Here is a 24,823-nt window from a genome sequence, read left to right as displayed (position 1 = left end):
AAAACGCCGGATTAACCGGCGTCTGACGACTGACTTAACGCTCAGGCTTTATTGTCCACTTTGCCGCGCGCTTCGTCACGTAATTCTCGTCGCAAAATTTTTCCGACGTTAGATTTCGGTAACTCATCACGAAACTCCACCAGCTTCGGTACTTTGTAGCCCGTGAGCTGACGGCGACAAAAGGTCACCAGTGACTCTTCGGTAAGCGATGGATCTTTTTTCACTACGAAGATTTTCACCGCTTCACCACTGGAGCCGGAAGGTACGCCAACCGCCGCGACTTCCTGTACGCCAGGATGCTGCATGACGACATCTTCAATCTCGTTGGGATAAACGTTAAAACCGGAAACCAGAATCATGTCTTTTTTGCGGTCGACAATACGCAGGAATCCTTCTTCATCCATCACCGCGATGTCGCCAGTGTGTAACCAGCCATTTTTGATGATCTCATCGGTAGCATCCGGACGCTGCCAGTACCCCAGCATCACCTGCGGTCCTTTGACACAAAGCTCACCCGGTTGACCCGGTGGTACTTCGTTGTCGTCGTCATCCACCAGTTTGGCTTCCGTCGATGGCACCGGCAAACCAATGCTACCGCTATGATAATCAATATCATACGGGTTAACGCTGACCAGCGGCGCGCACTCGGTCAGGCCATAACCTTCCAGCAGATACTGTCCGGTCAGTTTCACCCAGCGTTCTGCCACCACTTGCTGAACAGGCATCCCACCGCCAGCGGAAAGATGCAGACTGGAGAAATCCAGCTGCTGGAACTCTTTATTGTTCAGCAACGCATTGAACAAGGTGTTTACGCCGGTGATAGCGGTAAACGGATATTTCGCCAGCTCTTTCACCAGCCCCGGAATATCACGTGGGTTAGTAATAAGCAGGTTCTGCCCGCCGAGTTCGATAAACAGCAGACAGTTAATGGTCAGTGCAAAAATGTGATAGAGCGGCAGTGCCGTTACTACCAGTTCTTTACCTGGATGCAGCAACGGCCCATAGGTGGCGTTGACCTGTTCCAGGTTCGCCAGCATATTGCGGTGAGTCAGCATCGCGCCTTTCGCCACACCTGTGGTGCCGCCGGTGTATTGCAGGAAAGCTAAATCTTCCGGCACCAGTTCAGGTTTGACGTACTGCATCCGGTAGCCGTTATGCAGGGCGCTACGAAATGAAATGGCATCTGGCAGATGGTATTTCGGCACCAGACGCTTGATGTATTTAACAACGAAGTTAACCAGTGTGCCTTTCGCTGTGGAAAGCTGATCGCCCATACGGGTCAGGATAACGTGCTGAACGGCGGTTTTATCGACCACCTTTTCCAGGGTGTGAGCAAAGTTGGACACAATGACAATCGCCGATGCGCCGCTGTCATTAAGCTGATGCTCAAGCTCGCGCGGGGTATACAACGGGTTGACGTTTACGACAATCATCCCGGCGCGCAAAATGCCGAACAGCGCCACTGGATATTGCAATAAGTTAGGCATCATCAGCGCAACGCGATCGCCCTTTTTAAGCCCCAACCCTTGTTGCAAATAAGCGGCAAACGCGCGACTGCGTTCTTCCAGCTTGCGGAAGGTCATGACCTCCCCCATATTCATAAACGCGGGCTGGTCGGCGTAGCGCGTGACCGACTGCTCAAACATATCTACCAGAGATTGATAACGGTCAGGGTTGATCTCCGTCGGAACGTCCGCGGGATAACGGTTAAGCCAAACCTTCTTCAATTCTTCACCTCTAAAATGCGTGTTCGTCGTCATCGCAACCCCAAGTGATAAACATGTTGTTAACATAATATTAACTCATCTTACCAGCTTGATAATTACCCAACGAAAAGGTTGCGAAGCGCGTCACTATTTATTTTTATCTTTACTGTAAGAATGCAGAAACAGCGGACCAGCCGCTGTTTCTTTTTCTTTAAAAACAAGCAATTATTCAGTTACAACTGTTTGTACTCTCGCGGGACCTGGATTATACCAGCCCCATCCACCGTAGCCATAGGGCCAGCCTCGCCCACCATAAAACCAGGGATCAATCGGCTGTGGCGGCATAATCACCTGCTGGGTTAAATGCCAACGTTTGTAACCCGTTGCCTGCATTACCATAAATTTATATGGCGTGTTGCCGATTTTTCCGTCAACCGTACCGGTGATTGGCCCGACAACTGTCACCAGCTGGCCTCGGAAATCGACCGGATCAAGAAAACCATTCACATCGGCATAAATGCGCCCACGCGACGGTTCTCCCAGCGTCGGTCTTGCTCCGCTGTCGAGTGGTACAGTGGCAATTTCCAGGCGGGTTTTCCCTTGCTGGTTTTGCACCGCAACCACTTTACCGCCAAATCGCGCTTCCTGACCAACGTACAGCTGCGGCGCATTCATCACCCGAACTAAATCTTGTTGCGGCGTTGGGCTACTGCCTTTAATGGCGTCCGGCACAGTGACACAACCGCTCAGTATTAGCGCAAACGTACCTGCCAGTATGCCTTTGATAACATTGTTTTGAACCGCCATGATGCGACTCCTTTTTTCTCAGGGCATACTCTTAAGATTCATTCTTTGCCCGGAAGTTTCTTCCACGCGACGTTGTTACGCAAATAAACCGGCTCGGCATGTTCCACCGCCACCGTTTTACCCTCGGCAAACATCTGACAGGCAATCGGCAGCATATCTTCTGCAGCGGGCAGTAACACTTCGCCATCGCGCAAAACCAGCCCGCTTTCTTTACCGAGATCCGGCCAGGCTTGCCAGCCTGTACCCACGGTCGCCCATTCACCGGAAAGCTGTTGCATCCGTTCATGAACGAGTTCTGGTTTGAGTACGGCTTCGGTTTCTTCACCGTGCCAGACACCGTTTTCATCACGCTGATATTCAGCCCAGTAAACTTCGCCCATTCGCGCGTCAATGGCTGCCAGCACGCGGGTTGCGCCGTTTTTGCGCCACGCCCCTTGCGCCATTGTCATTAGTGTGGAGACGCCAATCATCGGTAATTCCGCGCCAAGCGCCAGCCCTTGCGCGATGCCAATACCAATGCGCACGCCAGTAAAGCTACCGGGGCCGCGCCCGTAAGCCAGAGCGTTTATGTCAGTCAGGGAAGTTCCGCTGGTGGTCAGGATATCCTGCACCATCGGTAAGATTCGTTGAGTATGTTCACGAGGGCAAAGCTCAAAATGAGCGTTGACAGTACCGTCGTTCCACAGGGCGACAGAGCAGGCCTCTGTCGCGGTATCGATAGCCAGAATTCGCATGGGTCTTCGTGCTTAGATCAATAAAAAGGCGCGCATCATACCATACTCCATCACAAATTACCTGGAGGATGGTATCGCAAGGAAACGAACCGCACGGGCAATATCACGGGTACGCGGCGCGGGCGGCAGGCTGGCAAGGAAAGTGGCGCCATAAGGGCGCATCACCAGCCGATTGTCGCAAATCACCAGCACGCCGCGATCGTCGGCGTCGCGAATTAGTCGCCCTACTCCCTGTTTGAGAGTAATGACGGCATCTGGTAGTTGCACCTCATCGAACGGGTCGCCACCGCGCAAACGGCAATCTTCCATGCGCGCTTTTAACAGCGGGTCATCCGGCGAGGTAAACGGCAACTTGTCGATAATCACCAATGACAATGTATCGCCACGCACGTCCACCCCTTCCCAGAAGCTGCTGGTCGCCACAAGAAGCGCATTACCGGCGCTGACAAATTGCTGCAACAGTTGCCCTTTGCTGGTTTCCCCCTGCAACAATACGGGAAGCGTCATGGTAGCGCGGAACTGCTCAGCCAGATCGCGCATCATGGCGTGCGAGGTACAAAGCATAAAGCAACGACCGTTGTTAGCTTCGATGATCGGTCGCAGCATTGCCGCTAACTGGCGAGCAGAACCTGGCTGGTTGGTTTGCGGCAGGTTGCGCGGCACACAGAGTAACGCCTGGCGGCTGTAATCAAAGGGGCTTGGCAACAGCAACGACTCTGCCTGTTCGATACCAAGCCGCGAGGTGAAATGATGCAGATCGTCATTCACCGACAACGTTGCCGAGGTAAAGATCCAGCTTCCGGGCTTTTGCGCCATTAGCTCTTTGAATTTATCCGCCACGCTGAGCGGCGTCAACGCGAGAGTGAAATGGCGCGAAGTGCATTCGTACCAGTAGCTGTAGCCTGGTTGGTTGATCTCTTTTAGCCGCTTCAGGCGTGTACGATATAACGTGGCGCGTTCAAATGCCGCATCCAGCAAGGCGGAACGCCCCAGCGACAATTTCGCCACGTCGTAACAGAGTTCAAGGGTGTCATCGAGCAGTAAAAACGCCCGCTGAATTTGCGGATTGGCTAACAGTTCGCGCAGATTACCGCGATAACCTGGCTCGCCGAGTTGCAGACGAAAATCCTGCGCACTCTGGGCAAGACGGTCGGCGCATTTTTGTAACTGTTGAGTGTCTTTTAATTCGGTGCGATAGGCGATGGTGATGTCTTTTGCCAGATCGAGCAGTTGTCGGCTGGAGAGCGACTGCCCAAAGTACTGGCTGGCAATGTCCGGCAGCTGGTGGGCTTCGTCGAAGATCATCACGTCTGCTTCTGGGATCAGTTCGCCAAATCCGCTCTCTTTCACCACCATATCCGCCAGAAACAGATGATGGTTCACCACCACCACATCAGCATCCATCGCTTTTTTACGCGCTTTAACCACAAAGCAATCTTTATACATTGGGCAGTCGCTGCCAAGACAGTTGTCGTTGGTGCTGGTGACCAGCGGCCACGCCTGTGAATCTTCCGCCACGCTAATGCAGGTGCTGATATCGCCATCGACTGTTTGATTAGACCAGGAGCGCAGGAGGATCACATCGCTTAAGGTTTGTACTGGCAAATCTCCGCCCGCCAGCGCCTGCTGTTCAAGTCGTTCGAGGCAGAGGTAGTTTGAGCGCCCTTTCAGCAACGCCACGTTGCCCGTGTATTTCAATGCCTTTGAGACCGTTGGCAAATCGCGGCTGTAGAGCTGATCCTGCAACGCTTTTGAGCCGGTTGAGATGATGACTTTCTTTTTCGCCCGCAGTGCAGGGGCAAGGTAGGCATAGGTTTTACCCGTACCGGTTCCTGCTTCCACCACCAGCGGCTGGCTTTTTTCAATCGCCTGGGTCACAGCGACTGCCATCTGTCGCTGCGGTTCACGCGGCTTAAAACCAGGTATCGCTTTCGCCAGTTGACCGTCTGGTGCAAAATCGTCCGTCACACTACCCCCTGTTGATTTGAACAGGGATTATGTCAGGCCAGGCTGGTTTTCGCTAGTTGAAGTGGTGACGGCAACCTCACATTGTGGCAGTCTTTGCAGCACAAAAATGGAAAGTTAATGAGGACATAATGATGACTATCGTTCGTATCGACGCTGAATCCCGCTGGTCTGATGTGGTGATCCACAACAACACGCTCTACTACACTGGCGTACCAGAAAACCTCGATGCCGATGCTTTTGAACAAACCGCCAACACGCTGGCGCAAATTGACGCCGTGCTGGAAAAACAGGGCAGCAATAAATCGAGCATTCTGGATGCCACCATTTTCCTTGCCGATAAAAACGACTTTGCGGCAATGAATAAAGCATGGGATGCCTGGGTTGTAGCGGGTCACGCGCCGGTGCGCTGCACGGTGCAGGCGGGGCTGATGAATCCGCAGTACAAGGTTGAAATTAAGATTATCGCTGCGGTTTAATTCCAGAAAAAGAATTCTATCAAAGTAAAAATCAGACGATAATTGTTCGAAAATACTGGTCGGTTATAAACAAATCGGCCAGTGCTTAAGAGGATACTTTAGATAAATAATGAAATCCGTCAGGTAACTTATTTTTATGATTTCAACTGCATCTATACAAAAATGATATTAATCACCCAAATTAAACCATTCTGTTAACTCCCCGAGCCGTTTACTCTGACTTTTCTGCCCTTAACAATCTGGCTGGAGCGCGGCGATTCACCGTTAATTTTTTGCCATATCACTAGAAAACCCGCCATGACCTGCTACCTTTAAAATACCTGAATGTCAACAGGTTAACTACTGATATATCGTTATAATCCCTTTGATATTAGATGCAATTTAAGGTCATATATAGCCTTATCAAAAACGTGGTTAATTTAAGGACAAGAATATGCCTGCTGCAATAGATAAAGCCCTGGATTTCATTAGTGCCATGGATGTATCAGCATCAACACCAAGCTCGATGAATGAAAGTACGGCGAAAGGAATATTTAAATATTTGCATGACCTGGGAGTCCCCGCGAGTACCGCCGATATTACTGCGCGAGCTGAACAGGAAGGCTGGAATCCTGGATTCACGGAAAAAATGGTGGGATGGGCAAAAAAGATGGATTCTGGCGAACGCGTAGTGATTAAAAACCCTGAATACTTCTCGTCTTATATGCAGGAAGAACTTAAAGCCCTTGTGTGAGTTAAAACTCCAGCTTTAAAAATCAATCCGGACGCTTTCATTGACCTCAGAAAAGCGTCCTTTTTTCTCGTCATCATAAACACAGCCCAAATTAATCAACAGATATGGCCCCGTGATTTTTGTTTCGACGCGGTGGACCATTGTCATAACGCGCGCCGTCCAGGCACATACCGTCAAAAATGGCACGATGTAAGTTCATGCCGGAAATTCCCAGCCGATGAGGCTATCCGTATCAAGATACAGGACGTCATCCGTGACGAAATCGATACGGATCATTTTGTGTTACTCGTCTTCATCCTCAAAACGCGCCACTATTTGCTCGCCGGTATGGTTGGCGCGCAGCTCTTCTGCCACCAGCGCGATTGCCTGACCGCTGCTCATCCCCTGTGCCATCAGTTCCTGAATACGCTCAACGGCTTTTTGCTGCTGTTCATGGGTGAGTGAAGGTAAACCTGCAAACATTGTTAACTCCTGCTAAATTGTTGGCGCTAATTATTTCATGCTACCCGGCACATAGCCAGTAGAGTCAGGACTGATGAAGACGTTATCTCCCGCTGTGATTACTTTACCCTGGCGTCAGGACGCCGCTGAATTTTATTTTGCCCGCTTAAGCCACCTGCCGTGGGCGATGTTGTTGCACTCCGGCTACGCCGACCATCCGCATAGTCGCTTTGATATTGTGGTGGCTGACCCCGTTTGCACTTTAACCACTCACGATAATGAAACCCGGGTATGTGAAGGAGACATCCGCACAACGACCACTGACGATCCGCTCAAAGTGCTCCAACAGGCACTGAACCGTGCAAACATTCACCCGTCGCATAGCAATAATTTGCCATTTCAGGGCGGCGCGCTTGGGCTGTTTGGCTACGATCTGGGTCGTCGGTTTGAGTCGCTGCCAGAAATTGCGCAACGAGATGTCGACTTGCCTGACATGGCGGTTGGTATCTACGACTGGGCGCTGATCGTCGACCACCAGCGTCAGCGTATTTCGCTACTCAGCCATCGTGATGTCAATGCTCGTCTGGCGTGGCTGGACAGCCAGCAAATAGCACCACAGCAAGATTTCAAGTTAACATCCGCCTGGCAATCCAATATGAACCGCGAGCAGTATGGCGAGAAATTTCGCCAGGTGCAGGAATATCTGCACAGCGGCGATTGCTATCAGGTGAATCTCGCCCAGCGTTTTCACGCGACCTATTCTGGCGATGAATGGCAGGCGTTCGTTCAGCTTAATCAGGCCAACCGCGCACCGTTCAGTGCCTTCCTGCGTCTGGAACAAGGTGTGATTTTAAGCCTTTCACCAGAACGGTTTATTCTTTGTGATGGTGGTGAGATCCAGACCCGCCCGATTAAAGGCACGCTCCCACGCTTGTCCGATCCTCAGGAAGATAACAAACAAGCTGAAAAACTGGCGAACTCACCGAAAGATCGCGCCGAAAACCTGATGATTGTCGATTTAATGCGCAATGACATCGGCCGAGTTGCCGTACCAGGCTCAGTAAAAGTGCCTGAACTGTTTGTGGTAGAGCCCTTCCCTGCCGTGCATCATCTGGTCAGCACCATAACGGCACGCTTGCCAGAGCAGTTGCATGCCAGTGATCTGCTGCGCGCTGCTTTTCCCGGAGGCTCAATCACCGGCGCGCCAAAAGTGCGGGCAATGGAGATTATTGATGAACTGGAACCGCAGCGACGCAATGCCTGGTGCGGCAGCATTGGCTATTTAAGCTTCTGCGGCAATATGGATACCAGCATTACTATCCGCACTCTGACTACCATTAACGGACAAATATACTGCTCTGCAGGCGGTGGAATTGTCGCCGATAGCCAGGAAGAAGCGGAATATCAGGAAACTTTTGATAAAGTTAATAAGATATTACGCCAACTGGAGAAGTAAGACGTGGAATACCGTAGCCTGACGCTTGATGATTTTTTATCGCGCTTTCAACTTTTGCGTCCGCAAATTAACCGGGAAACCTTAAATCATCGTCAGGCTGCCGTGTTAATCCCCATCGTCCGCCGACCGCAACCGGGCTTACTGTTGACTCAGCGTTCCATTCATCTGCGCAAACATGCTGGACAAGTCGCATTCCCTGGAGGTGCAGTCGATGACACGGACGCGTCAGTTATCGCCGCTGCGCTGCGTGAAGCCGAAGAAGAGGTCGCCATACCGCCTTCAGCCGTTGAGGTTATCGGCGTGTTACCCCCTGTCGATAGCGTCACGGGCTACCAGGTCACTCCCGTGGTCGGCATTATCCCGCCTGATTTACCGTATCGCGCCAGTGAAGATGAAGTCTCCGCAGTATTTGAAATGCCGCTCGCCCAGGCGTTACATTTGGGCCGTTATCATCCTTTGGATATCTACCGCCGTGGCGATTCGCATCGGGTATGGCTTTCCTGGTACGAACAGTATTTTGTATGGGGAATGACCGCAGGCATAATTCGTGAACTGGCGCTACAAATTGGTGTGAAACCCTGACTATACTTATCTTTACATCTACAAAACACTACTTGAGACAATCATCGCAATATTAGTTAAATCGCGGTTTTTGATTAGTTTAATTCATGTGAATAGTTAAGCCTGTCGCCGCGTTCCCTCTTACACTATGCGCTGTTATTAGTTCGTTACTGGAAGTCCAGTCACCTTGTCAGGAGTATTATCGTGATTAGTCTATTCGACATGTTTAAGGTGGGGATTGGTCCCTCATCTTCCCATACTGTAGGGCCTATGAAGGCGGGTAAACAGTTCGTCGATGATCTGGTCGAAAAAGGCTTACTGGATAGCGTTACCCGCGTTGCCGTGGACGTTTATGGTTCACTGTCGCTGACGGGTAAAGGCCACCACACCGATATCGCCATTATTATGGGTCTTGCAGGTAACGAACCTGCCACCGTGGATATCGACAGTATTCCCGGTTTTATTCGCGACGTAGAAGAGCGCGAACATCTGCTGCTGGCACAGGGACGGCATGAAGTGGATTTCCCACGCGACAACGGGATGCGTTTTCATAACGGTAACCTGCCGCTGCATGAAAACGGGATGCAAATCCACGCCTATAACGGCGATACCGTTGTTTACAGCAAAACTTATTATTCCATCGGCGGCGGTTTTATCGTCGATGAAGAACATTTTGGTCACGATGCCGCCAACGAAGTCAGTGTGCCGTATCCGTTCAAATCCGCCACCGAGCTGCTTGCGTACTGTAATGAAACCGGTTATTCCCTTTCCGGTCTGGCAATGCAGAACGAACTGGCGTTGCACAGCAAGAAAGAGATCGACGAGTACTTCGCTCATGTCTGGCAAACCATGCAGGCATGTATCGATCGTGGGATGAACAGCGAAGGCGTATTGCCTGGCCCGCTGCGTGTTCCGCGCCGTGCGTCTGCCCTGCGCCGTATGCTGGTTTCCAGCGATAAACTGTCTAACGATCCGATGAATGTCATCGACTGGGTAAACATGTTTGCGCTGGCAGTTAACGAAGAAAATGCAGCGGGGGGGCGTGTGGTAACTGCACCGACTAACGGTGCCTGCGGCATCGTTCCGGCAGTGCTGGCATACTATGACCACTTTATTGAATCGGTCAGCCCTGATATTTATACCCGCTACTTTATGGCGGCCGGAGCGATTGGCGCACTGTACAAAATGAACGCGTCTATTTCCGGTGCGGAAGTCGGTTGCCAGGGCGAAGTGGGCGTTGCCTGTTCAATGGCTGCGGCGGGTCTTGCAGAACTGTTGGGCGGTAGCCCTGAACAGGTTTGCGTGGCGGCGGAAATTGGCATGGAGCACAACCTTGGTCTGACTTGCGACCCGGTTGCGGGTCAGGTTCAGGTTCCGTGCATTGAACGTAACGCTATTGCATCAGTGAAGGCGATTAACGCCGCGCGGATGGCTCTGCGTCGTACTAGTGCACCACGCGTCTCACTGGATAAAGTCATCGAAACGATGTACGAAACAGGAAAGGATATGAACGCTAAATATCGCGAAACCTCACGCGGTGGTCTGGCGATTAAAGTCCAGTGTGACTAATACTTTATCCTCGCCCATCTGCAACGGATGGGCGAATTTACCCTCGCTTTCTCGTCTGCTGTAATTTTCCCCACTACACTTCCACTGTTGCGTCAGGCGTTTGTCGCCATACGCTTACCGGGTGGCCCGCATGCAAAAAGCACAACGGATCATTAAAACCTATCGCCGTAATCGAATGATTGTTTGTACGATTTGCGCACTCTTTACGTTTGTGGCAACACTGAGCGTGCGATTTATTTCACAGCGGAACTTAAATCAGCAGCGGGTAGTGCTCTTTGCCAATCACGCCGTTGAGGAATTAGACAAAGTCCTGCTTCCACTTCAGGCGGGTAACAACGTACTGCTTCCCCTGATTGGACTCCCCTGCTCAGTCGCCCATCTCCCCTTACGAAAACAGGCGGCAAAACTGCAAACTGTACGGTCAATTGGCCTGGTGCAAGACGGCACGCTTTATTGTTCCAGCATTTTTGGTTATCGCAATGTTCCTGCTGAAGATATCCAGGCTGATTTACCCGCGCCGCAGCCCCTTTTACGCTTAACTACCGACCGCGTATTAATAAAAGACAGCCCGGTATTGATTCAGTGGACGCCTTTACCGGGCAATGGTCGAGATGGCGTGATGGAGATGATCAACATCGACCTGTTGATGGCAATGTTGCTGGAGCCGCAATTGCCGCAAATAAGAACGGCCAGCCTGACGGTAGCCGATCGCCATTTACTCTATGATGATGGTCTGGTTGATTCTTTACCTCCGCTTAATGGCAATGAACGTTACCAGGTTTCATCGCAGAATTTTCCTTTTATCATCAGCGTTAGTGGACCTGGTGCGACAGCGCTGGCGTTGCAATATCTTCCCAGCCAGTTTCCACTAGCGGTACTGTTGAGTTTACTGGTGGGGTACATCGCATGGTTGGCCACGGCCCATAGAATGAGCTTTTCACGCGAGATAAATCTCGGGCTGGCGCAGCGCGAATTTGAGTTATTTTGTCAGCCTCTACTCAACGCGCGCTCGCAGCAATGTATTGGTGTAGAGATATTGCTGCGCTGGAATAATCCGCGTCAGGGATGGATCTCGCCGGATGTTTTTATCCCCATTGCGGAAGAACATCACCTGATAGTGCCACTTACCCGTTATGTGATGATGGAAACCATCCGTCAACTCCACGTTTTTCCAATGAGCAGCCAGTTCCACATCGGCATTAACGTCGCCCCCAGCCATTTTCGCCGTGGCGTATTGTTAAAAGATCTCAATCGTTACTGGTTTAGTGCTAACCCGATTCAGCCACTAATCCTCGAAATTACCGAGCGCGATGCCTTACTGGACGTTGATTATCGGATTGCCCGCGAACTGCATCGTAAAAACGTCAAGCTGGCGATTGATGACTTCGGCACCGGCAACAGTTCGTTTTCCTGGCTGGAAACGTTACGTCCTGACGTGCTGAAAATTGATAAGTCATTTACCGCAGCTATCGGTTCTGACGCGGTTAACTCAACGGTGACCGATATCATCATCGCGCTGGGGCAAAGACTGAATATTGAACTGGTGGCGGAAGGCGTAGAAACGCAAGAACAAGCGAAGTATTTGCGCCGTCATGGCGTGCATATTTTACAAGGGTATTTGTACGCGCAGCCCATGCCGCTGCGTGATTTCCCGAAATGGCTGGCGGGCAGCCAACCGCCGCCCACCAGGCATAACAGACACGTTTCGCCCGTTATGCCATTGCGTTAGTGCTATTCGTCTTCATCGTGCGGCGGTTGCTCTTTAACAATGCGAACCAGATCAACACGATAATCATTGGCTTCTACGATGGTGATATGCAGCGGTCCAACATCGATCACGTCGCCTGCGCGAGGAATGTGACCATTTGCCGAAATTACCAGACCTGCAACCGTCGCAATATCATCATCATCGGTAAGGTGCTCAACATCAAGCGCCTGCTGTAAGGCATGTAAGTCTGTACCACCTTTTACCAGCCAACCGTCGCCATCGATAACAATTTCCGGCGTTTCATCTGCATCCGGGAACTCACCAGCAATAGCTTCCAGTACATCCAGCGGCGTAACCAGACCTTGCACCACACCAAACTCGTTGGTGACGATAACAAAACTACCACGAGCACGACGCAACACGCCCAGCAGGTTGATCGGGTCGAGGGTTTCCGGAACGATTATCGCCGGAGAAGCAGAAGCAATTGCCGTCACGTCGACACCGACTTCCAGCGCCACCAGCAGTTCTTTGGCACGCACGATACCGATGATTTCATCCAGTTCACCACGACATACCGGAAACAGGCTGTGCGGTGAAGAGAGCAGTTGCTGGCGGATTTCATCAACGCCAAGGTTAGCATCTACCCAACTGATCTCGCCGCGTGGCGTCATAATGCCGCGCAGAGAACGTGACGCCAAAGTCAGAACGCCGTTAATCATATAACGCTCTTCTTCGGCAAAGGCACCTTCTGGAACCGGAATTGGCACCGGGTTATCGGCATCGTGTTGAATATTTGCCTGACGTTTACCCCCCATCAAACGCAGAATGGCATCGGCGGTACGCGCACGCAGCGGTAAAGTCGACTGATGGCGAATAAAGTTACGGCGCGCAATCTGGTTAAACACTTCGATGATGATCGAGAAACCAATTGCTGCATACAGGTAGCCTTTTGGAATATGGAAACCAAAACCTTCAGCTACGAGGCTCAGACCAATCATCAACAGGAAGCTCAAACAGAGCACTACAACTGTTGGATGCTGGTTAACGAATCGCGTCAGCGGTTTCGATGCCAGCAACATAACTGCCATCGCAATCACTACCGCAGCCATCATTACCGGTAGATGGTTGACCATCCCTACGGCAGTAATCACTGCATCCAGCGAGAAGACAGCGTCAAGGATGACAATCTGTGTGACGACCACCCAGAAACTGGCATAACCTTTACCGTGACCAGCGTCATGATCGCGGTTTTCCAGCCGCTCATGCAACTCGGTTGTCGCTTTGAACAGCAAGAATATCCCCCCGAACAGCATAATCAGATCGCGCCCGGAGAAAGAAAAATCCATTACGGTAAATAGCGGTTTGGTCAGCGTGACCATCCATGAAATAAGCGATAACAGCCCCAGGCGCATAATCAACGCCAGTGACAGCCCCAACAAACGCGCTTTATCACGTTGTTTCGGCGGCAGTTTATCGGCAAGGATGGCGATAAAAACCAGGTTATCGATACCCAGCACGATTTCAAGGACGACAAGCGTGAGCAGCCCCGCCCAAATCGAGGGATCCATTAAGAATTCCATGACAAGCTCCTGCTTAAGGAATAGCTAATCGGCGCCAGAAATAATGCAGGCGAAACGAGAAAATACAAACAAAAGGTGCGGCAAAAAATGCCAGTAAGGCAGGCGCTATATGGCCTGATGCTGAAGTGACGTCGGTGACGATCCATACTGCGGGCTGCAGCCCTATACTCCTTGGTTGTTAAACGGGAGTTAAACATATCAGAGAGATCTCTGATTTGGCAAAGATTTACCTTCCTTTGCAAATGAATGTGACAACTTTTTTTACTCTTTCGGAATTTTGTCAATTCAAAGTTAATTTACGGATCTTCATCACATAAAATATTTTTTTCGATATCTAAAATAAATCGCGAGGCACAGGGGGTTTCCGGTTGTAGCCCTTATCTGAATCGATTCGATTGTGGACGACGATTCAAAAATACATCTGGCACGTTGAGATGTTAACAATAATAAGGAGGTAGCAAGTGACCATTGCTATTGTTATAGGCACACATGGTTGGGCTGCAGAGCAGTTGCTTAAAACGGCAGAGATGCTGTTAGGCGAGCAGGAAAACGTTGGCTGGATCGATTTTGTTCCTGGCGAAAATGCCGAAACGCTAATCGAAAAGTACAACGCTCAGTTGGCAAAACTCGACACCACTAAAGGCGTGCTGTTTCTCGTTGATACATGGGGAGGCAGTCCGTTCAATGCTGCCAGCCGCATTGTCGTCGACAAAGAGCATTATGAAGTGATCGCAGGCGTTAACATTCCAATGTTAGTGGAAACGTTAATGGCTCGTGATGATGACCCAAGCTTTGACGAACTGGTAGCACTGGCCGTAGAAACAGGCCGCGAAGGTGTGAAAGCTCTGAAAGCGAAACCCGTTGAAAAAGCAGCGCCAGCCCCCGCCGCAGCGGCCCCGAAAGCGGCTCCTGCACCGGCAAAACCAATGGGACCAAACGACTATATGGTAATTGGCCTCGCGCGCATCGACGATCGTTTGATTCACGGTCAGGTTGCTACCCGCTGGACCAAAGAAACTAATGTCTCCCGTATCATCGTAGTTAGTGACGAAGTGGCTGCGGATACCGTTCGTAAGACACTGCTCACCCAGGTTGCACCTCCCGGCGTAACAGCGCATGTAGTTGATGTCGCCAAAATGATTCGCGTCTACAACAACCCGAAATATGCGGGCGAACGCGTGATGCTGTTATTTACCAACCCGACAGATGTTGAGCGTCTCGTTGAAGGCGGCGTGAAAATCACCTCAGTCAACGTCGGTGGTATGGCATTCCGTCAGGGCAAAACTCAGGTGAATAACGCAGTTTCGGTTGATGAAAAAGATATCGAAGCGTTCAAGAAACTGAATGCACGCGGCATCGAGCTGGAAGTCCGTAAGGTTTCCACCGACCAGAAACTGAAAATGATGGATCTGATCAGCAAAATCGATAAGTAACGTATTGTGTTGATTATCACTCAGTTTTCACACTTAAGTCTTACGTAAACAGGAGAAGTACAATGGAGATTACCGCTCTTCAAATTGTGCTGGTATTTATCGTAGCCTGTATCGCAGGTATGGGATCAATCCTCGATGAATTTCAGTTTCACCGTCCGCTAATCGCGTGTACCCTGGTGGGTATCGTTCTTGGGGATATGAAAACCGGTATTATTATCGGTGGTACCCTGGAAATGATCGCGCTGGGCTGGATGAACATCGGTGCCGCTGTTGCACCTGACGCCGCCCTGGCATCAATTATTTCTACCATTCTGGTTATTGCTGGTCATCAGAGCATCGGTGCCGGTATCGCGCTGGCAATCCCTCTGGCCGCTGCAGGCCAGGTACTGACCATCATCGTTCGTACTATTACCGTTGCTTTCCAGCACGCTGCGGATAAGGCAGCTGAAAACGGTAACCTGACAGCGATTTCCTGGATCCACGTTTCTTCTCTGTTCCTGCAAGCAATGCGTGTGGCTATTCCGGCCGTCATCGTTGCGCTGTCTGTTGGTACCAGCGAAGTACAGAACATGCTGAATGCGATTCCGGAAGTGGTGACCAATGGTCTGAATATCGCCGGTGGCATGATCGTGGTGGTTGGTTATGCGATGGTTATCAACATGATGCGTGCTGGCTACCTGATGCCGTTCTTCTACCTCGGCTTCGTAACCGCAGCATTCACCAACTTTAACCTGGTTGCTCTGGGTGTGATTGGTACTGTTATGGCAGTGCTCTACATCCAACTTAGCCCGAAATACAACCGCGTAGCCGGTGCGCCTGCTCAGGCTGCTGGTAACAACGATCTCGACAACGAACTGGACTAACAGGTGAGCGAAATGGTTGATACAACTCAAACTACCACTGAGAAAAAACTCACTAAGAGTGATATTCGTGGCGTCTTCCTGCGTTCTAACCTCTTCCAGGGTTCATGGAACTTCGAGCGTATGCAGGCGCTGGGCTTCTGCTTCTCTATGGTGCCGGCGATTCGTCGCCTCTACCCGGAAAACAACGATGCCCGTAAACAGGCGATTAAACGTCACCTCGAATTCTTTAACACCCAACCGTTCGTGGCGGCGCCAATTCTGGGCGTAACCCTGGCGCTGGAAGAACAGCGTGCTAACGGTGCAGAGATCGACGATGGCGCAATCAACGGTATCAAAGTAGGTCTGATGGGTCCGCTGGCAGGTGTAGGCGACCCAATCTTCTGGGGTACGGTACGTCCGGTATTCGCAGCGCTGGGCGCCGGTATCGCGATGAGCGGCAGCCTGTTAGGTCCGTTGCTGTTCTTTATCCTGTTTAACCTGGTACGTCTGGCAACGCGTTACTACGGCGTAGCATATGGTTACTCCAAGGGCATCGATATCGTTAAAGATATGGGCGGCGGCTTCCTGCAAAAACTGACGGAAGGGGCGTCTATTCTCGGCCTGTTTGTCATGGGGGCATTGGTTAACAAGTGGACACATGTCAACATCCCGCTGGTGGTTTCGACTATCACCGGGCAGGATGGACAGACCCGTGTCACCACAGTACAGACCATTCTTGACCAGTTAATGCCGGGCCTGGTACCGCTGCTGCTGACCTTTGCTTGTATGTGGCTGCTGCGCAAAAAAGTGAACCCGCTGTGGATCATCGTTGGCTTCTTCGTCATCGGTATCGCTGGTTACGCTTGCGGCCTGCTGGGACTGTAAGACTGTTGTACACTACCGGGGCCTTTTGGCCCCGTTTTTTTATCTGGAGGATTAATGACAATCACGGACCTGGTACTGATTCTTTTCATCGCCGCACTCCTGGCCTTCGCGATCTACGATCAGTTCATCATGCCCCGCCGCAACGGCCCCACCCTGCTGGCAATTCCTTTGCTCCGGCGTGGTCGCATCGATAGCGTTATCTTCGTCGGATTGATTGTCATTCTTATCTATAACAACGTCACGAATCATGGCGCGCTAATAACGACATGGTTATTAAGTGCACTGGCTCTGATGGGTTTTTATATATTCTGGATCCGCGTTCCGAAGATCATCTTTAAACAGAAAGGTTTTTTCTTCGCCAATGTCTGGATTGAATATAGCCGAATCAAAGCGATGAACTTATCGGAAGATGGTGTCCTGGTTATGCAATTAGAACAGCGTCGGTTGTTAATCCGCGTTCGAAATATCGACGATCTGGAAAAGATTTATAAACTTCTTATTTCAACTCAATAGGTTATATCTTTAGCCAAAGCTATGTTAAGTGTATTTTTAATAACCAGACATAGCTTAGGCTATATTATTTCTTCGATCATTTGTTATTTATTTTAACGTTTCATTTATATATAAATCTAAATGAAAATCGTTATCAATGAAGTGATGAAATAATATATTCCAACAGTTGTTTTATATTCTCAAAATATGTTAAGGTTGCGCCCTCATTTGGGGAGTAGCCGATTTCCAGACTCCGGAAATGTACGTGTCAACATACTCGTTGCAAAACGTGGCACGTACGGACTGAACATTTTCAGTCAGGCGAGACCATATGCACATCAATCGCTATGCCTGCATGAGCGCGTCTTGTCGTTCATGTGTGCATGTTTGCGGGGGGCGAAGATGTGTTTTATGGATACCCCGGTCAGGACGTTGTCATGAATATCACTGCTACTGTTCTTCTTGCGTTTGGTATGTCGATGGATGCATTTGCTGCATCAATCGGTAAAGGTGCCACCCTCCATAAACCGAAATTTTCTGAAGCGTTGCGAACCGGCCTTATTTTTGGTGCCGTCGAAACCCTGACGCCGCTGATCGGCTGGGGAATGGGCATGTTAGCCAGCCGCTTTGTCCTAGAATGGAACCACTGGATTGCGTTTGTGCTGCTGATATTCCTCGGCGGGCGAATGATTATTGAGGGTTTTCGTGGCGCAGATGATGAAGATGAAGAACCGCGCCGTCGACACGGTTTCTGGCTACTGGTAACCACCGCGATTGCCACCAGCCTGGATGCCATGGCTGTGGGTGTAGGTCTTGCCTTCCTGCAGGTCAACATTATCGCGACCGCATTAGCCATTGGTTGTGCAACCTTGATTATGTCGACATTAGGGATGATGGTTGGTCGCTTTATCGGCTCAATTATTGGGAAAAAAGCGGAAATTCTCGGCGGGCTGGTACTGATCGGCATCGGCGTCCAGATCCTCTGGACGCACTACCACAGTTAATTTGTTCGCTGCCAGAGGTGAATATTAAAGTCCGTCTGGCAGTCGAATACTTCTTTTTCCGCCAACGTTTGCCAGACATCAGGCTTCGCACACCAGGCAAACGGCGTCATCTGCAACAATGCAACAGCTTCATCGCCGCGAAGACGCATCGGATACCGCAGTTCATCGCTCTGCTGTAATGCAAAACCTTCCAGTTGTTCAGTATGGGGGGCATGCAGAAGTACTTCGTCGTAAATCAGCCCTTTCAACTCCATTAAATGTCGTGGCCCTGGAGTAACGGTAATTACCCACCCTCCCGGTTTGACGACACGCGCTAACTCTTCTGCTTTGCATGGCGCGTAGATGCGAATAATGGCATCCATACTGGCATCGGCAAAAGGCAGGCGGTGGCTGGAAGCGACACAAAAGGTAACCTGCTTATAGCGTTTCGCCGCAGCTTTAATTGCGACCTTAGAGACATCAAGACCAAAGGTTGTCACTACTGGCAAGGCTTCGGCAAAAGCATGAGTGTAATACCCTTCCCCGCAGCCAATATCCAGTACCGCTGTTGCGTGCTCATTAAGACATCCACGCAATTGAGCGACTATCGCATCACGAAGCGGCTGGTAATGACCGGCATCTAAAAACGCACGTCGCGCCTGCATCATTTCCGCGCTGTCTCCCGGATCGCGGGATCGTTTATATTGAACGGGCAGCAGATTGACATATCCCTCTTTCGCCATATCAAATTGATGCCGCTGAGGACAGATATAGCTATTTTTTTCAAGAGATAAAGGCTGATGGCAAAGTGGACAGGAAAACGACATGAAAACTCCGGCGGGATACTAAATGCCGCAAGTGTAACGCGAATCGCGCTGCGGGCAAATATTCGAAGGTCGTAAGCGAGCATTAAACAAAGTAAAAAGCCTCGCTTTTCGACGAGGCTTTATAGCGAGATTGAAGTGCGTTAACACTTCAGATCAGTGAATTCGATCAGATAGCGGTTACGTTAACAGCTGCCGGACCTTTCTGGCCGTCCTGAATTTCGAACTCAACGTTCTGGCCTTCGGCCAGAGTTTTGAAGCCATTACCCTGGATAGCGGAGAAGTGTACGAACACATCTTTGCTGCCATCAGCCGGAGTAATGAAGCCAAAACCTTTAGACTCGTTGAACCACTTAACCTGACCTTTAATCTTTGCCATTTGAAAAATTCCTTAGATTGTTTTCTTCGCCCGCAGGCATTACAGAGATAAAACTGACACATTACTGCTTGAGGCACTAATATAAGGTTCGGCAGAGAAGCGGTATTCAACGACAACGTGTTTACTCAGGACTTCTTTACTGAAAATGCCACACATAAACAGAACTGTACCTCGTTTAACCCAAAGCTGTTATCACATACAACGTTAATTATGGCAAGCCATTTTTAAACATGTCTCGATCAGCTGCACAAATCTCGATGCGCCTTCCACTTTTTTTGCACATTTATGCAACGGAATGCGTGTCGATATATCGAGACACTAAAGCATACCAGTACAAACAGATGCCTGAACTGATGTGGTTTCTAACATAGTTCAATAAGTTCTAATCTTCCAGTTCAGAAATACAATTTAATTACACAATGTGTGTGATATCACTTTTTATACTATGTAATGATAAAGTGTTATATAACTTTATCTCATAAAACAGTCAGTTAACAACATACATAGATGCAATGCCGATGCAATATTCAAAGCATGTTAATAATGTAAAATAAGAAAAAATGATGAATGATAAAAAAATGAGAAGAGAAACGTTTCGCTTATAAACAATGCTGTAATTAATCAATATTCCGATGCAAACATCCCAATCAGCAAGTACAAAAAATAACTTTTTCTGATGTCAAAATAAATGAATTAATAACAGAGAAAATAATCAAAATCCAATAAAGGATTAATTTTAATCAATTGCATCATTATAGTGCATGTAAGAATGATGAGATGAGTAACCCATCAACACAGGGTTACTCAAATTGCAGGAAGGATTACCGTTCTGCTACCAGACGAATAATATCTTCATCTTCACTCGTTTTTTGGTTCTCAGTAACCTTTTCATTGGCTTTTTCAGGTTCGTTAGCTTCGCACAAGCGGCGTAACAGTACATTCTGCCGTTTTTGCTGATCCAGCAATGCCTCAAGCAGTTCAATCTGTTCGTTAGTCCGGGAACTGGCACGGTTGATGAAAAACCACAAGATGAGCCCAATAATAAGAACTACTACCGATACGACCAAAGACGCAATGTTCATCACGCCTGAATTTACAACTTCGTTCATTTAACCACCTCTAAGTAGAGGCACCATTTTACCACTGCTACGCAGGAAGGAAATCTACTGATGAAAAAATGATATCACCATGGGATGAACTGATTGATGGCACAAATTCCGCTGAAAAATTGCACATCCTGATCGCACATTATGTTGAATACCTGCATCCATAACAGCAAGAAAGCCAGCACAGCGGCAACCAGAACGACCCATCGAAACTTTTTCACTCCAATCTCCGTTTAACCTCTCTTCTGCCTTTACACTATCATGCGTTAGTTAAACAACGTCTAACCATGTCGATATTCGTGCTTTTTCGGAATGATACGCTTGCTTCAGTCCATATTGCCGCTACGATTAAGCAAACAAAAAGAGAAGAGGTCGTAATGCGATTCATCATTCGCACAATTATCTTGATAGCACTGGTATGGACAGGATTATTACTCAGCGGATATGGCGTTCTGATTGGAAGCAAGGAAAATGCTGCCGGGTTAGGACTGCAATGCACATATCTCACCGCCCGAAGCACAAGCACGGTGCAATATCTGCATACTAAAAGTGGATTTTTGGGGATTACAGATTGCCCGCTGCTACGTAAAAGCAATATCGTCGTCGATAATGATTAATAGATAACGGTACAAATATCCACATCAAAACTAATGGATATAAAGTACTTTCATCTTCTGCTCGAACGATATCACTATTAACATTATTTAATCCACGCTAAATGAAGAACCTGTCTGAATTTTATGCAGGCAGGTTCTTATTTTAATCAGAATGGATAGTCGTGATACCCCATTTGTGCGGATATTTTGCGCGCTGCCGTATGCAACATAGCCACATACTCCTGCAAACGTTCTTCAGAAAAACGCAGCGTCGGGAAGGAAATACTCAAGCCGGCAATCACCACACCAAAGCGGTCAAACACCGGAACGGCGATGCAACGCAGTCCTTCTTCCTGTTCTTCGTTATCTTCGCCGTATCCCTGCTCACGGACCTGATCTAACACGGGTAATAACGCCTCTGTGCTGGTGATGGTCCGATCGGTGCTGCGTTTATATTCCACGCCTTCAAGGATTTGCTTCACTTCATCGCGATCGCGCCAGGCCAGCAGCACTTTACCAATCGCAGTGCTGTACAGAGGATTACGACGGCCAATCCGTGAATACATGCGCAAATTGTACATAGAGTCAATTTTGTGGATGTAAACAATGCTGTCTTCATCCAGTGCGCCAAGATGAATGGTTTCTTTGGTCAAACGGGAGATCTCACGCATCTGGATATCTGCACTGCGAATAAGATCGACGTTTTGTAACGCACGAGCGCCCAGCTCAAATAATTTTAGAGTCAGAGAGTATTTCTCCGACTCCCCTTCCTGTGCGACATAGCCCAGGGTTTTCATGGTCTGTAAAAAGCGATAAACGGTGCTTTTTGACATCATGACACGCTGTGACAGCTCGGTTATCCCTATTTCGCGCTCTTCGCCCAGCGCCTGCAAAATGCCAAAAACCTTCAGTACGGAAGATACAGAATCAGGTTGTTTATCCAGATCTGCGTTAGCCATTTATCACCTCATTGCGAGTGTTTTATAAAAATCAGAACTGTTTTTTATTATAATTTCGCGCCAGGGTGGTCGCAATCCATCTTTTGCCGGTTAGTTACAATTCTGCGACATTCGCCGTGAATATCAGTGCTAAAATCATACCCCTGTTGATTATTACCAAAAGATATAAAATTCCTATGCCAAAAGTTCAGGCCGATGGCCTGCCGTTGCCTCAGCGGTACGGCGCAATTTTAACCATTATTATTGGTATCTCGATGGCGGTTCTCGACGGCGCTATCGCTAATGTCGCCTTGCCAACCATTGCAACCGATCTCCACGCCACACCAGCCAGTTCCATCTGGGTGGTGAATGCCTACCAAATCGCGATTGTTATCTCCTTACTCTCGTTCTCTTTTTTGGGCGATATGTTTGGCTATCGACGAATTTATAAATTCGGTCTGGTGGTTTTTCTGCTCTCATCGTTGTTCTGCGCTCTTTCTGATTCACTGCAAATGCTAACCCTGGCGCGTGTAATACAAGGTTTTGGCGGCGCGGCGTTAATGAGCGTCAATACTGCACTCATCCGCTTAATCTACCCACAACGTTTTCTGGGGCGAGGGATGGGAATTAACTCTTTTATCGTCGCCGTCTCCTCCGCTGCCGGGCCGACGATCGCCGCCGCAATCCTTTCAATTGCGTCCTGGAAGTGGTTATTTTTAATTAACGTACCATTGGGTATTATCGCCCTACTCCTTGCGATGCGTTTTCTGCCGCCAAATGGTTCTCGTGCCAGTAAGCCGCGGTTTGATCTGCCCAGCGCCGTGATGAATGCGCTGACATTTGGCCTGCTTATTACCGCGTTGAGTGGTTTTGCTCAGGAGCAATCACTGACGCTGATCGGTGCTGAACTGGCGGTAATGATTATTGTTGGTATTTTCTTTATTCGCCGCCAGCTTTCCCTTCCTGTTCCACTGCTACCGGTGGATTTACTGCGTATTCCGCTGTTTACACTATCAATTTGTACCTCCATTTGTTCTTTCTGCGCGCAAATGCTGGCGATGGTTTCCCTGCCTTTTTATCTGCAAACCGTACTTGGGCGTAGTGAAGTTGAGACAGGTTTGCTCCTGACCCCGTGGCCGTTGGCAACGATGGTAATGGCTCCGCTGGCAGGTTATTTGATAGAGCGCGTCCATGCAGGATTGCTTGGTGCTTTAGGGCTGTTCATCATGGCCGCGGGACTTTTTTCTCTGGTCCTGTTGCCAGCTTCGCCTGCCGATATCAATATCATCTGGCCGATGATCTTATGCGGTGCAGGCTTTGGGTTATTCCAGTCCCCCAATAATCACACCATTATTACCTCCGCCCCGCGTGAGCGTAGCGGTGGTGCCAGTGGAATGTTGGGTACAGCGCGTCTGCTTGGTCAGAGTAGCGGTGCAGCTCTGGTGGCGCTGATGTTGAATCAGTTTGGTGATAATGGTACGCACGTCTCGCTGACGGCTGCGGCTATTCTGGCAGTGATCGCCGCCTGTGTCAGTGGTTTACGCATTACCCAACCGCGCGCACAAGGCTAAAAAAAAGCGCGTCAACCAGGACGCGCTTTTTTATAATTTACTGCAAATTACTTCAGGTATTCACCGGTACGCAGGGCTTCAATACGTTTATCCAGCGGCGGGTGAGTCATGAACAGCTCACTCAGCGATTTGGACTTACCATTGATACAAAATGCCATCATGCTGGTTGCTTCCTGCGGCTCATAGCTGGTTTTCAGACGCTGCAGCGCAGCAATCATTTTCTCACGACCAACCAGTTTGGCTGAACCTGCATCGGCATGGAATTCACGGTGACGCGAGAACCACATGGTGATAATGCTCGCCAGAATACCAAATACCAGCTCCAGAACCGTCGCAACCGCAAAGTAGATCAGCGGGTTACCGTTGCTCTCTTCACCTTCATCACGGTTACCGCCCATAAAGCCCGCGGCAAGCTGCGCCAGAATACGTGAAATAAAGATAACGAAGGTGTTTACCACGCCCTGAATCAGCGTCATGGTAACCATGTCACCATTAGCAATGTGGCTAATTTCGTGGGCAATTACCGCCTCGGCTTCATCCGGGCTCATGTTCTGCAGCAAACCGGTGCTGACAGCAACCAGAGAGGCATCACGACGAGCACCTGTCGCAAAGGCGTTGATATCCGGCGCATGGTAGATGGCTACTTGCGGCATAGCAATCCCCGCCTGACGGGCCTGGGTTGCTACAGTATTGACCAGCCAACGTTCCCTTTCGTTACGCGGTTGCTCGATCACTTCCCCGCCAACAGATCGTAATGCCATCCATTTGGACATCAGAAGCGAAACGAAGGAACCACCGAAACCGAACAGCAAGGCCATAATCATCAGCCCCTGAACGCTGCTCGACTGTATCCCTGTCAGGCTCAGTACCAGCCCGAAAACGACCATGACGGCCAGGTTCGTTAGCAGGAAGAGCGCGATTCGCATCATAATTTTCTTTTTACCTCAGTTTAACAAAACGCAATATGCGATACCCACATCGTATGGGTTACGCGACTATTTTCAAGTCTGGATAGAGCGTAAGTCACCAGAAAGA

Annotated in this window: 27 protein-coding genes; 13 read left to right on the top strand and 14 right to left on the bottom strand. The window is 49.5% G+C overall.

Features of this window, described 5'->3' with window-relative positions; genetic code table 11:
• Positions 1–41: 41 nt before the first annotated feature.
• From fadD to D9736_RS03260, 4 genes are all read right to left on the bottom strand, one after another.
• A complete protein-coding gene (gene fadD / locus D9736_RS03275) occupies positions 42–1,727 on the bottom strand; it encodes a long-chain-fatty-acid--CoA ligase FadD (RefSeq protein WP_130218771.1) in 1,686 nt (561 codons plus the stop codon).
• Positions 1,728–1,931: 204 nt separating this feature from the next.
• Positions 1,932–2,513: a Slp family lipoprotein YeaY gene (gene yeaY / locus D9736_RS03270; protein ID WP_130218769.1), complete on the bottom strand. Its 582-nt coding sequence runs from the start codon at positions 2,511–2,513 to the stop codon at positions 1,932–1,934.
• Between the two features lie 38 nt (positions 2,514–2,551).
• Positions 2,552–3,247 (bottom strand): tRNA (adenosine(37)-N6)-threonylcarbamoyltransferase complex dimerization subunit type 1 TsaB, encoded by a 696-nt coding sequence (gene tsaB / locus D9736_RS03265; protein ID WP_130218767.1) that lies wholly within the window; start codon positions 3,245–3,247, stop codon positions 2,552–2,554.
• Positions 3,248–3,304: 57 nt separating this feature from the next.
• Entirely contained in the window at positions 3,305–5,215 is a 1,911-nt protein-coding gene (locus D9736_RS03260) for an ATP-dependent DNA helicase (RefSeq protein WP_130257677.1), read from the bottom strand.
• A gap of 131 nt (positions 5,216–5,346) precedes the next feature.
• On the opposite strand from D9736_RS03260, the gene D9736_RS03255 reads away from it, so the two are divergent.
• The gene (locus tag D9736_RS03255; RefSeq protein WP_130219012.1) at positions 5,347–5,691 is read left to right on the top strand and encodes a RidA family protein; all 345 of its coding nucleotides are present in this window, start codon (positions 5,347–5,349) and stop codon (positions 5,689–5,691) included.
• A gap of 433 nt (positions 5,692–6,124) precedes the next feature.
• Positions 6,125–6,424, top strand: a complete 300-nt coding sequence (locus D9736_RS03250) for a DUF1889 family protein (protein ID WP_130208426.1) — start codon at positions 6,125–6,127, stop codon at positions 6,422–6,424.
• 282 nt (positions 6,425–6,706) lie between these two features.
• Here the strand turns inward: D9736_RS03250 and D9736_RS03240 are convergent, their stop codons facing one another.
• On the bottom strand, positions 6,707–6,886 hold the full coding sequence (locus tag D9736_RS03240) for a YoaH family protein (RefSeq protein ID WP_130218763.1): 180 nt from the start codon (positions 6,884–6,886) through the stop codon (positions 6,707–6,709).
• A gap of 73 nt (positions 6,887–6,959) precedes the next feature.
• Here D9736_RS03240 and pabB point away from each other — a divergent pair, with 73 nt between their 5' ends.
• The 4 genes from pabB (at position 6,960) to D9736_RS03220 (ending at position 12,180) form a co-directional block, all read left to right on the top strand.
• Positions 6,960–8,321, top strand: coding sequence for an aminodeoxychorismate synthase component 1 (gene pabB, locus D9736_RS03235; protein WP_130257676.1), 1,362 nt, complete (start codon positions 6,960–6,962; stop codon positions 8,319–8,321).
• Positions 8,322–8,324: 3 nt separating this feature from the next.
• Positions 8,325–8,903, top strand: a complete 579-nt coding sequence (locus D9736_RS03230; protein ID WP_000456725.1) for a CoA pyrophosphatase — start codon at positions 8,325–8,327, stop codon at positions 8,901–8,903.
• A gap of 183 nt (positions 8,904–9,086) precedes the next feature.
• Entirely contained in the window at positions 9,087–10,451 is a 1,365-nt protein-coding gene (sdaA, locus tag D9736_RS03225) for an L-serine ammonia-lyase (protein ID WP_130257675.1), read from the top strand.
• A 130-nt stretch (positions 10,452–10,581) separates the two neighbouring features.
• Positions 10,582–12,180: a cyclic diguanylate phosphodiesterase gene (locus tag D9736_RS03220; RefSeq protein ID WP_130257674.1), complete on the top strand. Its 1,599-nt coding sequence runs from the start codon at positions 10,582–10,584 to the stop codon at positions 12,178–12,180.
• 2 nt (positions 12,181–12,182) lie between these two features.
• Here D9736_RS03220 and yoaE read toward each other — a convergent pair whose 3' ends face one another.
• Together yoaE and D9736_RS23725 are read right to left on the bottom strand one after the other, a co-directional pair.
• The gene (yoaE, locus tag D9736_RS03215; RefSeq protein WP_130257673.1) at positions 12,183–13,739 is read right to left on the bottom strand and encodes a CNNM family cation transport protein YoaE; all 1,557 of its coding nucleotides are present in this window, start codon (positions 13,737–13,739) and stop codon (positions 12,183–12,185) included.
• Positions 13,727–13,885: a hypothetical protein gene (locus D9736_RS23725; RefSeq protein ID WP_276319693.1), complete on the bottom strand. Its 159-nt coding sequence runs from the start codon at positions 13,883–13,885 to the stop codon at positions 13,727–13,729. The genes yoaE and D9736_RS23725 overlap by 13 nt, the downstream gene beginning before the upstream one ends.
• Before the next feature lie 315 nt (positions 13,886–14,200).
• Between D9736_RS23725 and manX the strand changes: the two genes are divergently transcribed.
• From manX to mntP, 5 genes are all read left to right on the top strand, one after another.
• Complete coding sequence (gene manX / locus D9736_RS03210) at positions 14,201–15,172, top strand: PTS mannose transporter subunit IIAB (RefSeq protein ID WP_130223509.1); 972 nt, start codon at positions 14,201–14,203, stop codon at positions 15,170–15,172.
• A 62-nt stretch (positions 15,173–15,234) separates the two neighbouring features.
• Positions 15,235–16,035 (top strand): PTS mannose transporter subunit IIC, encoded by an 801-nt coding sequence (gene manY / locus D9736_RS03205; RefSeq protein WP_130257672.1) that lies wholly within the window; start codon positions 15,235–15,237, stop codon positions 16,033–16,035.
• Positions 16,036–16,047: 12 nt separating this feature from the next.
• A complete protein-coding gene (gene manZ / locus D9736_RS03200; protein ID WP_130218749.1) occupies positions 16,048–16,899 on the top strand; it encodes a PTS mannose transporter subunit IID in 852 nt (283 codons plus the stop codon).
• Positions 16,900–16,953: 54 nt separating this feature from the next.
• Complete coding sequence (locus D9736_RS03195) at positions 16,954–17,412, top strand: DUF986 family protein (RefSeq protein ID WP_040073441.1); 459 nt, start codon at positions 16,954–16,956, stop codon at positions 17,410–17,412.
• A 416-nt stretch (positions 17,413–17,828) separates the two neighbouring features.
• Positions 17,829–18,395, top strand: a complete 567-nt coding sequence (gene mntP / locus D9736_RS03190) for a manganese efflux pump MntP (protein ID WP_130257671.1) — start codon at positions 17,829–17,831, stop codon at positions 18,393–18,395.
• Here mntP and rlmA read toward each other — a convergent pair.
• The 5 genes from rlmA to mgrB all read right to left on the bottom strand — a co-directional run bounded on the left by rlmA (position 18,392) and on the right by mgrB (position 20,904).
• Complete coding sequence (gene rlmA / locus D9736_RS03185) at positions 18,392–19,201, bottom strand: 23S rRNA (guanine(745)-N(1))-methyltransferase (RefSeq protein WP_130257670.1); 810 nt, start codon at positions 19,199–19,201, stop codon at positions 18,392–18,394. The genes mntP and rlmA overlap by 4 nt on opposite strands.
• Before the next feature lie 166 nt (positions 19,202–19,367).
• Entirely contained in the window at positions 19,368–19,577 is a 210-nt protein-coding gene (gene cspE / locus D9736_RS03180; protein WP_001062678.1) for a transcription antiterminator/RNA stability regulator CspE, read from the bottom strand.
• Positions 19,578–19,616: 39 nt separating this feature from the next.
• Complete coding sequence (locus D9736_RS03175; protein WP_064529246.1) at positions 19,617–19,733, bottom strand: DUF2627 domain-containing protein; 117 nt, start codon at positions 19,731–19,733, stop codon at positions 19,617–19,619.
• 665 nt (positions 19,734–20,398) lie between these two features.
• Entirely contained in the window at positions 20,399–20,686 is a 288-nt protein-coding gene (locus D9736_RS03170) for a YebO family protein (RefSeq protein ID WP_130257669.1), read from the bottom strand.
• Between the two features lie 74 nt (positions 20,687–20,760).
• A complete protein-coding gene (gene mgrB / locus D9736_RS03165; protein ID WP_130208449.1) occupies positions 20,761–20,904 on the bottom strand; it encodes a PhoP/PhoQ regulator MgrB in 144 nt (47 codons plus the stop codon).
• Positions 20,905–21,060: 156 nt separating this feature from the next.
• Here mgrB and D9736_RS03160 point away from each other — a divergent pair, with 156 nt between their 5' ends.
• Positions 21,061–21,300, top strand: coding sequence for a YobH family protein (locus D9736_RS03160; protein ID WP_130208729.1), 240 nt, complete (start codon positions 21,061–21,063; stop codon positions 21,298–21,300).
• Between the two features lie 146 nt (positions 21,301–21,446).
• On the opposite strand, the gene kdgR is transcribed toward D9736_RS03160, so the two are convergent.
• A complete protein-coding gene (gene kdgR / locus D9736_RS03155; protein WP_096849880.1) occupies positions 21,447–22,238 on the bottom strand; it encodes a DNA-binding transcriptional regulator KdgR in 792 nt (263 codons plus the stop codon).
• Positions 22,239–22,414: 176 nt separating this feature from the next.
• On the opposite strand from kdgR, the gene D9736_RS03150 reads away from it, so the two are divergent.
• On the top strand, positions 22,415–23,788 hold the full coding sequence (locus D9736_RS03150) for an MFS transporter (protein ID WP_130257668.1): 1,374 nt from the start codon (positions 22,415–22,417) through the stop codon (positions 23,786–23,788).
• Positions 23,789–23,835: 47 nt separating this feature from the next.
• Here the strand turns inward: D9736_RS03150 and htpX are convergent, their stop codons facing one another.
• Positions 23,836–24,717, bottom strand: a complete 882-nt coding sequence (htpX, locus tag D9736_RS03145) for a protease HtpX (protein ID WP_000984517.1) — start codon at positions 24,715–24,717, stop codon at positions 23,836–23,838.
• Between the last annotated feature and the right edge of the window lie 106 nt (positions 24,718–24,823).

Source organism: Escherichia sp. E10V10, from assembly GCF_004211985.1.
In the GTDB taxonomy this organism is placed as follows: Bacteria; Pseudomonadota; Gammaproteobacteria; order Enterobacterales; family Enterobacteriaceae; genus Escherichia.
This window is presented reverse-complemented; position numbering and strand designations above follow the sequence as displayed.

Bases quoted from the DNA above. Each gene is read 5' to 3' on its own strand.
- D9736_RS03150 (WP_130257668.1), top strand. From the start codon at position 22,415: ATGCCAAAAGTTCAGGCCGATGGCCTGCCGTTGCCTCAGCGGTACGGC.
- D9736_RS03160 (WP_130208729.1), top strand. From the start codon at position 21,061: ATGCGATTCATCATTCGCACAATTATCTTGATAGCACTGGTATGGACA.
- tsaB (WP_130218767.1), bottom strand. From the start codon at position 3,247: ATGCGAATTCTGGCTATCGATACCGCGACAGAGGCCTGCTCTGTCGCC.
- D9736_RS03220 (WP_130257674.1), top strand. From the start codon at position 10,582: ATGCAAAAAGCACAACGGATCATTAAAACCTATCGCCGTAATCGAATG.
- rlmA (WP_130257670.1), bottom strand. From the start codon at position 19,201: ATGTCGTTTTCCTGTCCACTTTGCCATCAGCCTTTATCTCTTGAAAAA.
- manY (WP_130257672.1), top strand. From the start codon at position 15,235: ATGGAGATTACCGCTCTTCAAATTGTGCTGGTATTTATCGTAGCCTGT.
- D9736_RS03175 (WP_064529246.1), bottom strand. From the start codon at position 19,733: ATGTGTGGCATTTTCAGTAAAGAAGTCCTGAGTAAACACGTTGTCGTT.
- manZ (WP_130218749.1), top strand. From the start codon at position 16,048: ATGGTTGATACAACTCAAACTACCACTGAGAAAAAACTCACTAAGAGT.
- D9736_RS03250 (WP_130208426.1), top strand. From the start codon at position 6,125: ATGCCTGCTGCAATAGATAAAGCCCTGGATTTCATTAGTGCCATGGAT.
- D9736_RS03170 (WP_130257669.1), bottom strand. From the start codon at position 20,686: ATGAACGAAGTTGTAAATTCAGGCGTGATGAACATTGCGTCTTTGGTC.
- D9736_RS23725 (WP_276319693.1), bottom strand. From the start codon at position 13,885: ATGGATCGTCACCGACGTCACTTCAGCATCAGGCCATATAGCGCCTGC.
- pabB (WP_130257676.1), top strand. From the start codon at position 6,960: ATGAAGACGTTATCTCCCGCTGTGATTACTTTACCCTGGCGTCAGGAC.
- D9736_RS03255 (WP_130219012.1), top strand. From the start codon at position 5,347: ATGACTATCGTTCGTATCGACGCTGAATCCCGCTGGTCTGATGTGGTG.
- yoaE (WP_130257673.1), bottom strand. From the start codon at position 13,739: ATGGAATTCTTAATGGATCCCTCGATTTGGGCGGGGCTGCTCACGCTT.
- mntP (WP_130257671.1), top strand. From the start codon at position 17,829: ATGAATATCACTGCTACTGTTCTTCTTGCGTTTGGTATGTCGATGGAT.
- htpX (WP_000984517.1), bottom strand. From the start codon at position 24,717: ATGATGCGAATCGCGCTCTTCCTGCTAACGAACCTGGCCGTCATGGTC.
- D9736_RS03195 (WP_040073441.1), top strand. From the start codon at position 16,954: ATGACAATCACGGACCTGGTACTGATTCTTTTCATCGCCGCACTCCTG.
- yeaY (WP_130218769.1), bottom strand. From the start codon at position 2,513: ATGGCGGTTCAAAACAATGTTATCAAAGGCATACTGGCAGGTACGTTT.
- cspE (WP_001062678.1), bottom strand. From the start codon at position 19,577: ATGGCAAAGATTAAAGGTCAGGTTAAGTGGTTCAACGAGTCTAAAGGT.
- D9736_RS03240 (WP_130218763.1), bottom strand. From the start codon at position 6,886: ATGTTTGCAGGTTTACCTTCACTCACCCATGAACAGCAGCAAAAAGCC.
- kdgR (WP_096849880.1), bottom strand. From the start codon at position 22,238: ATGGCTAACGCAGATCTGGATAAACAACCTGATTCTGTATCTTCCGTA.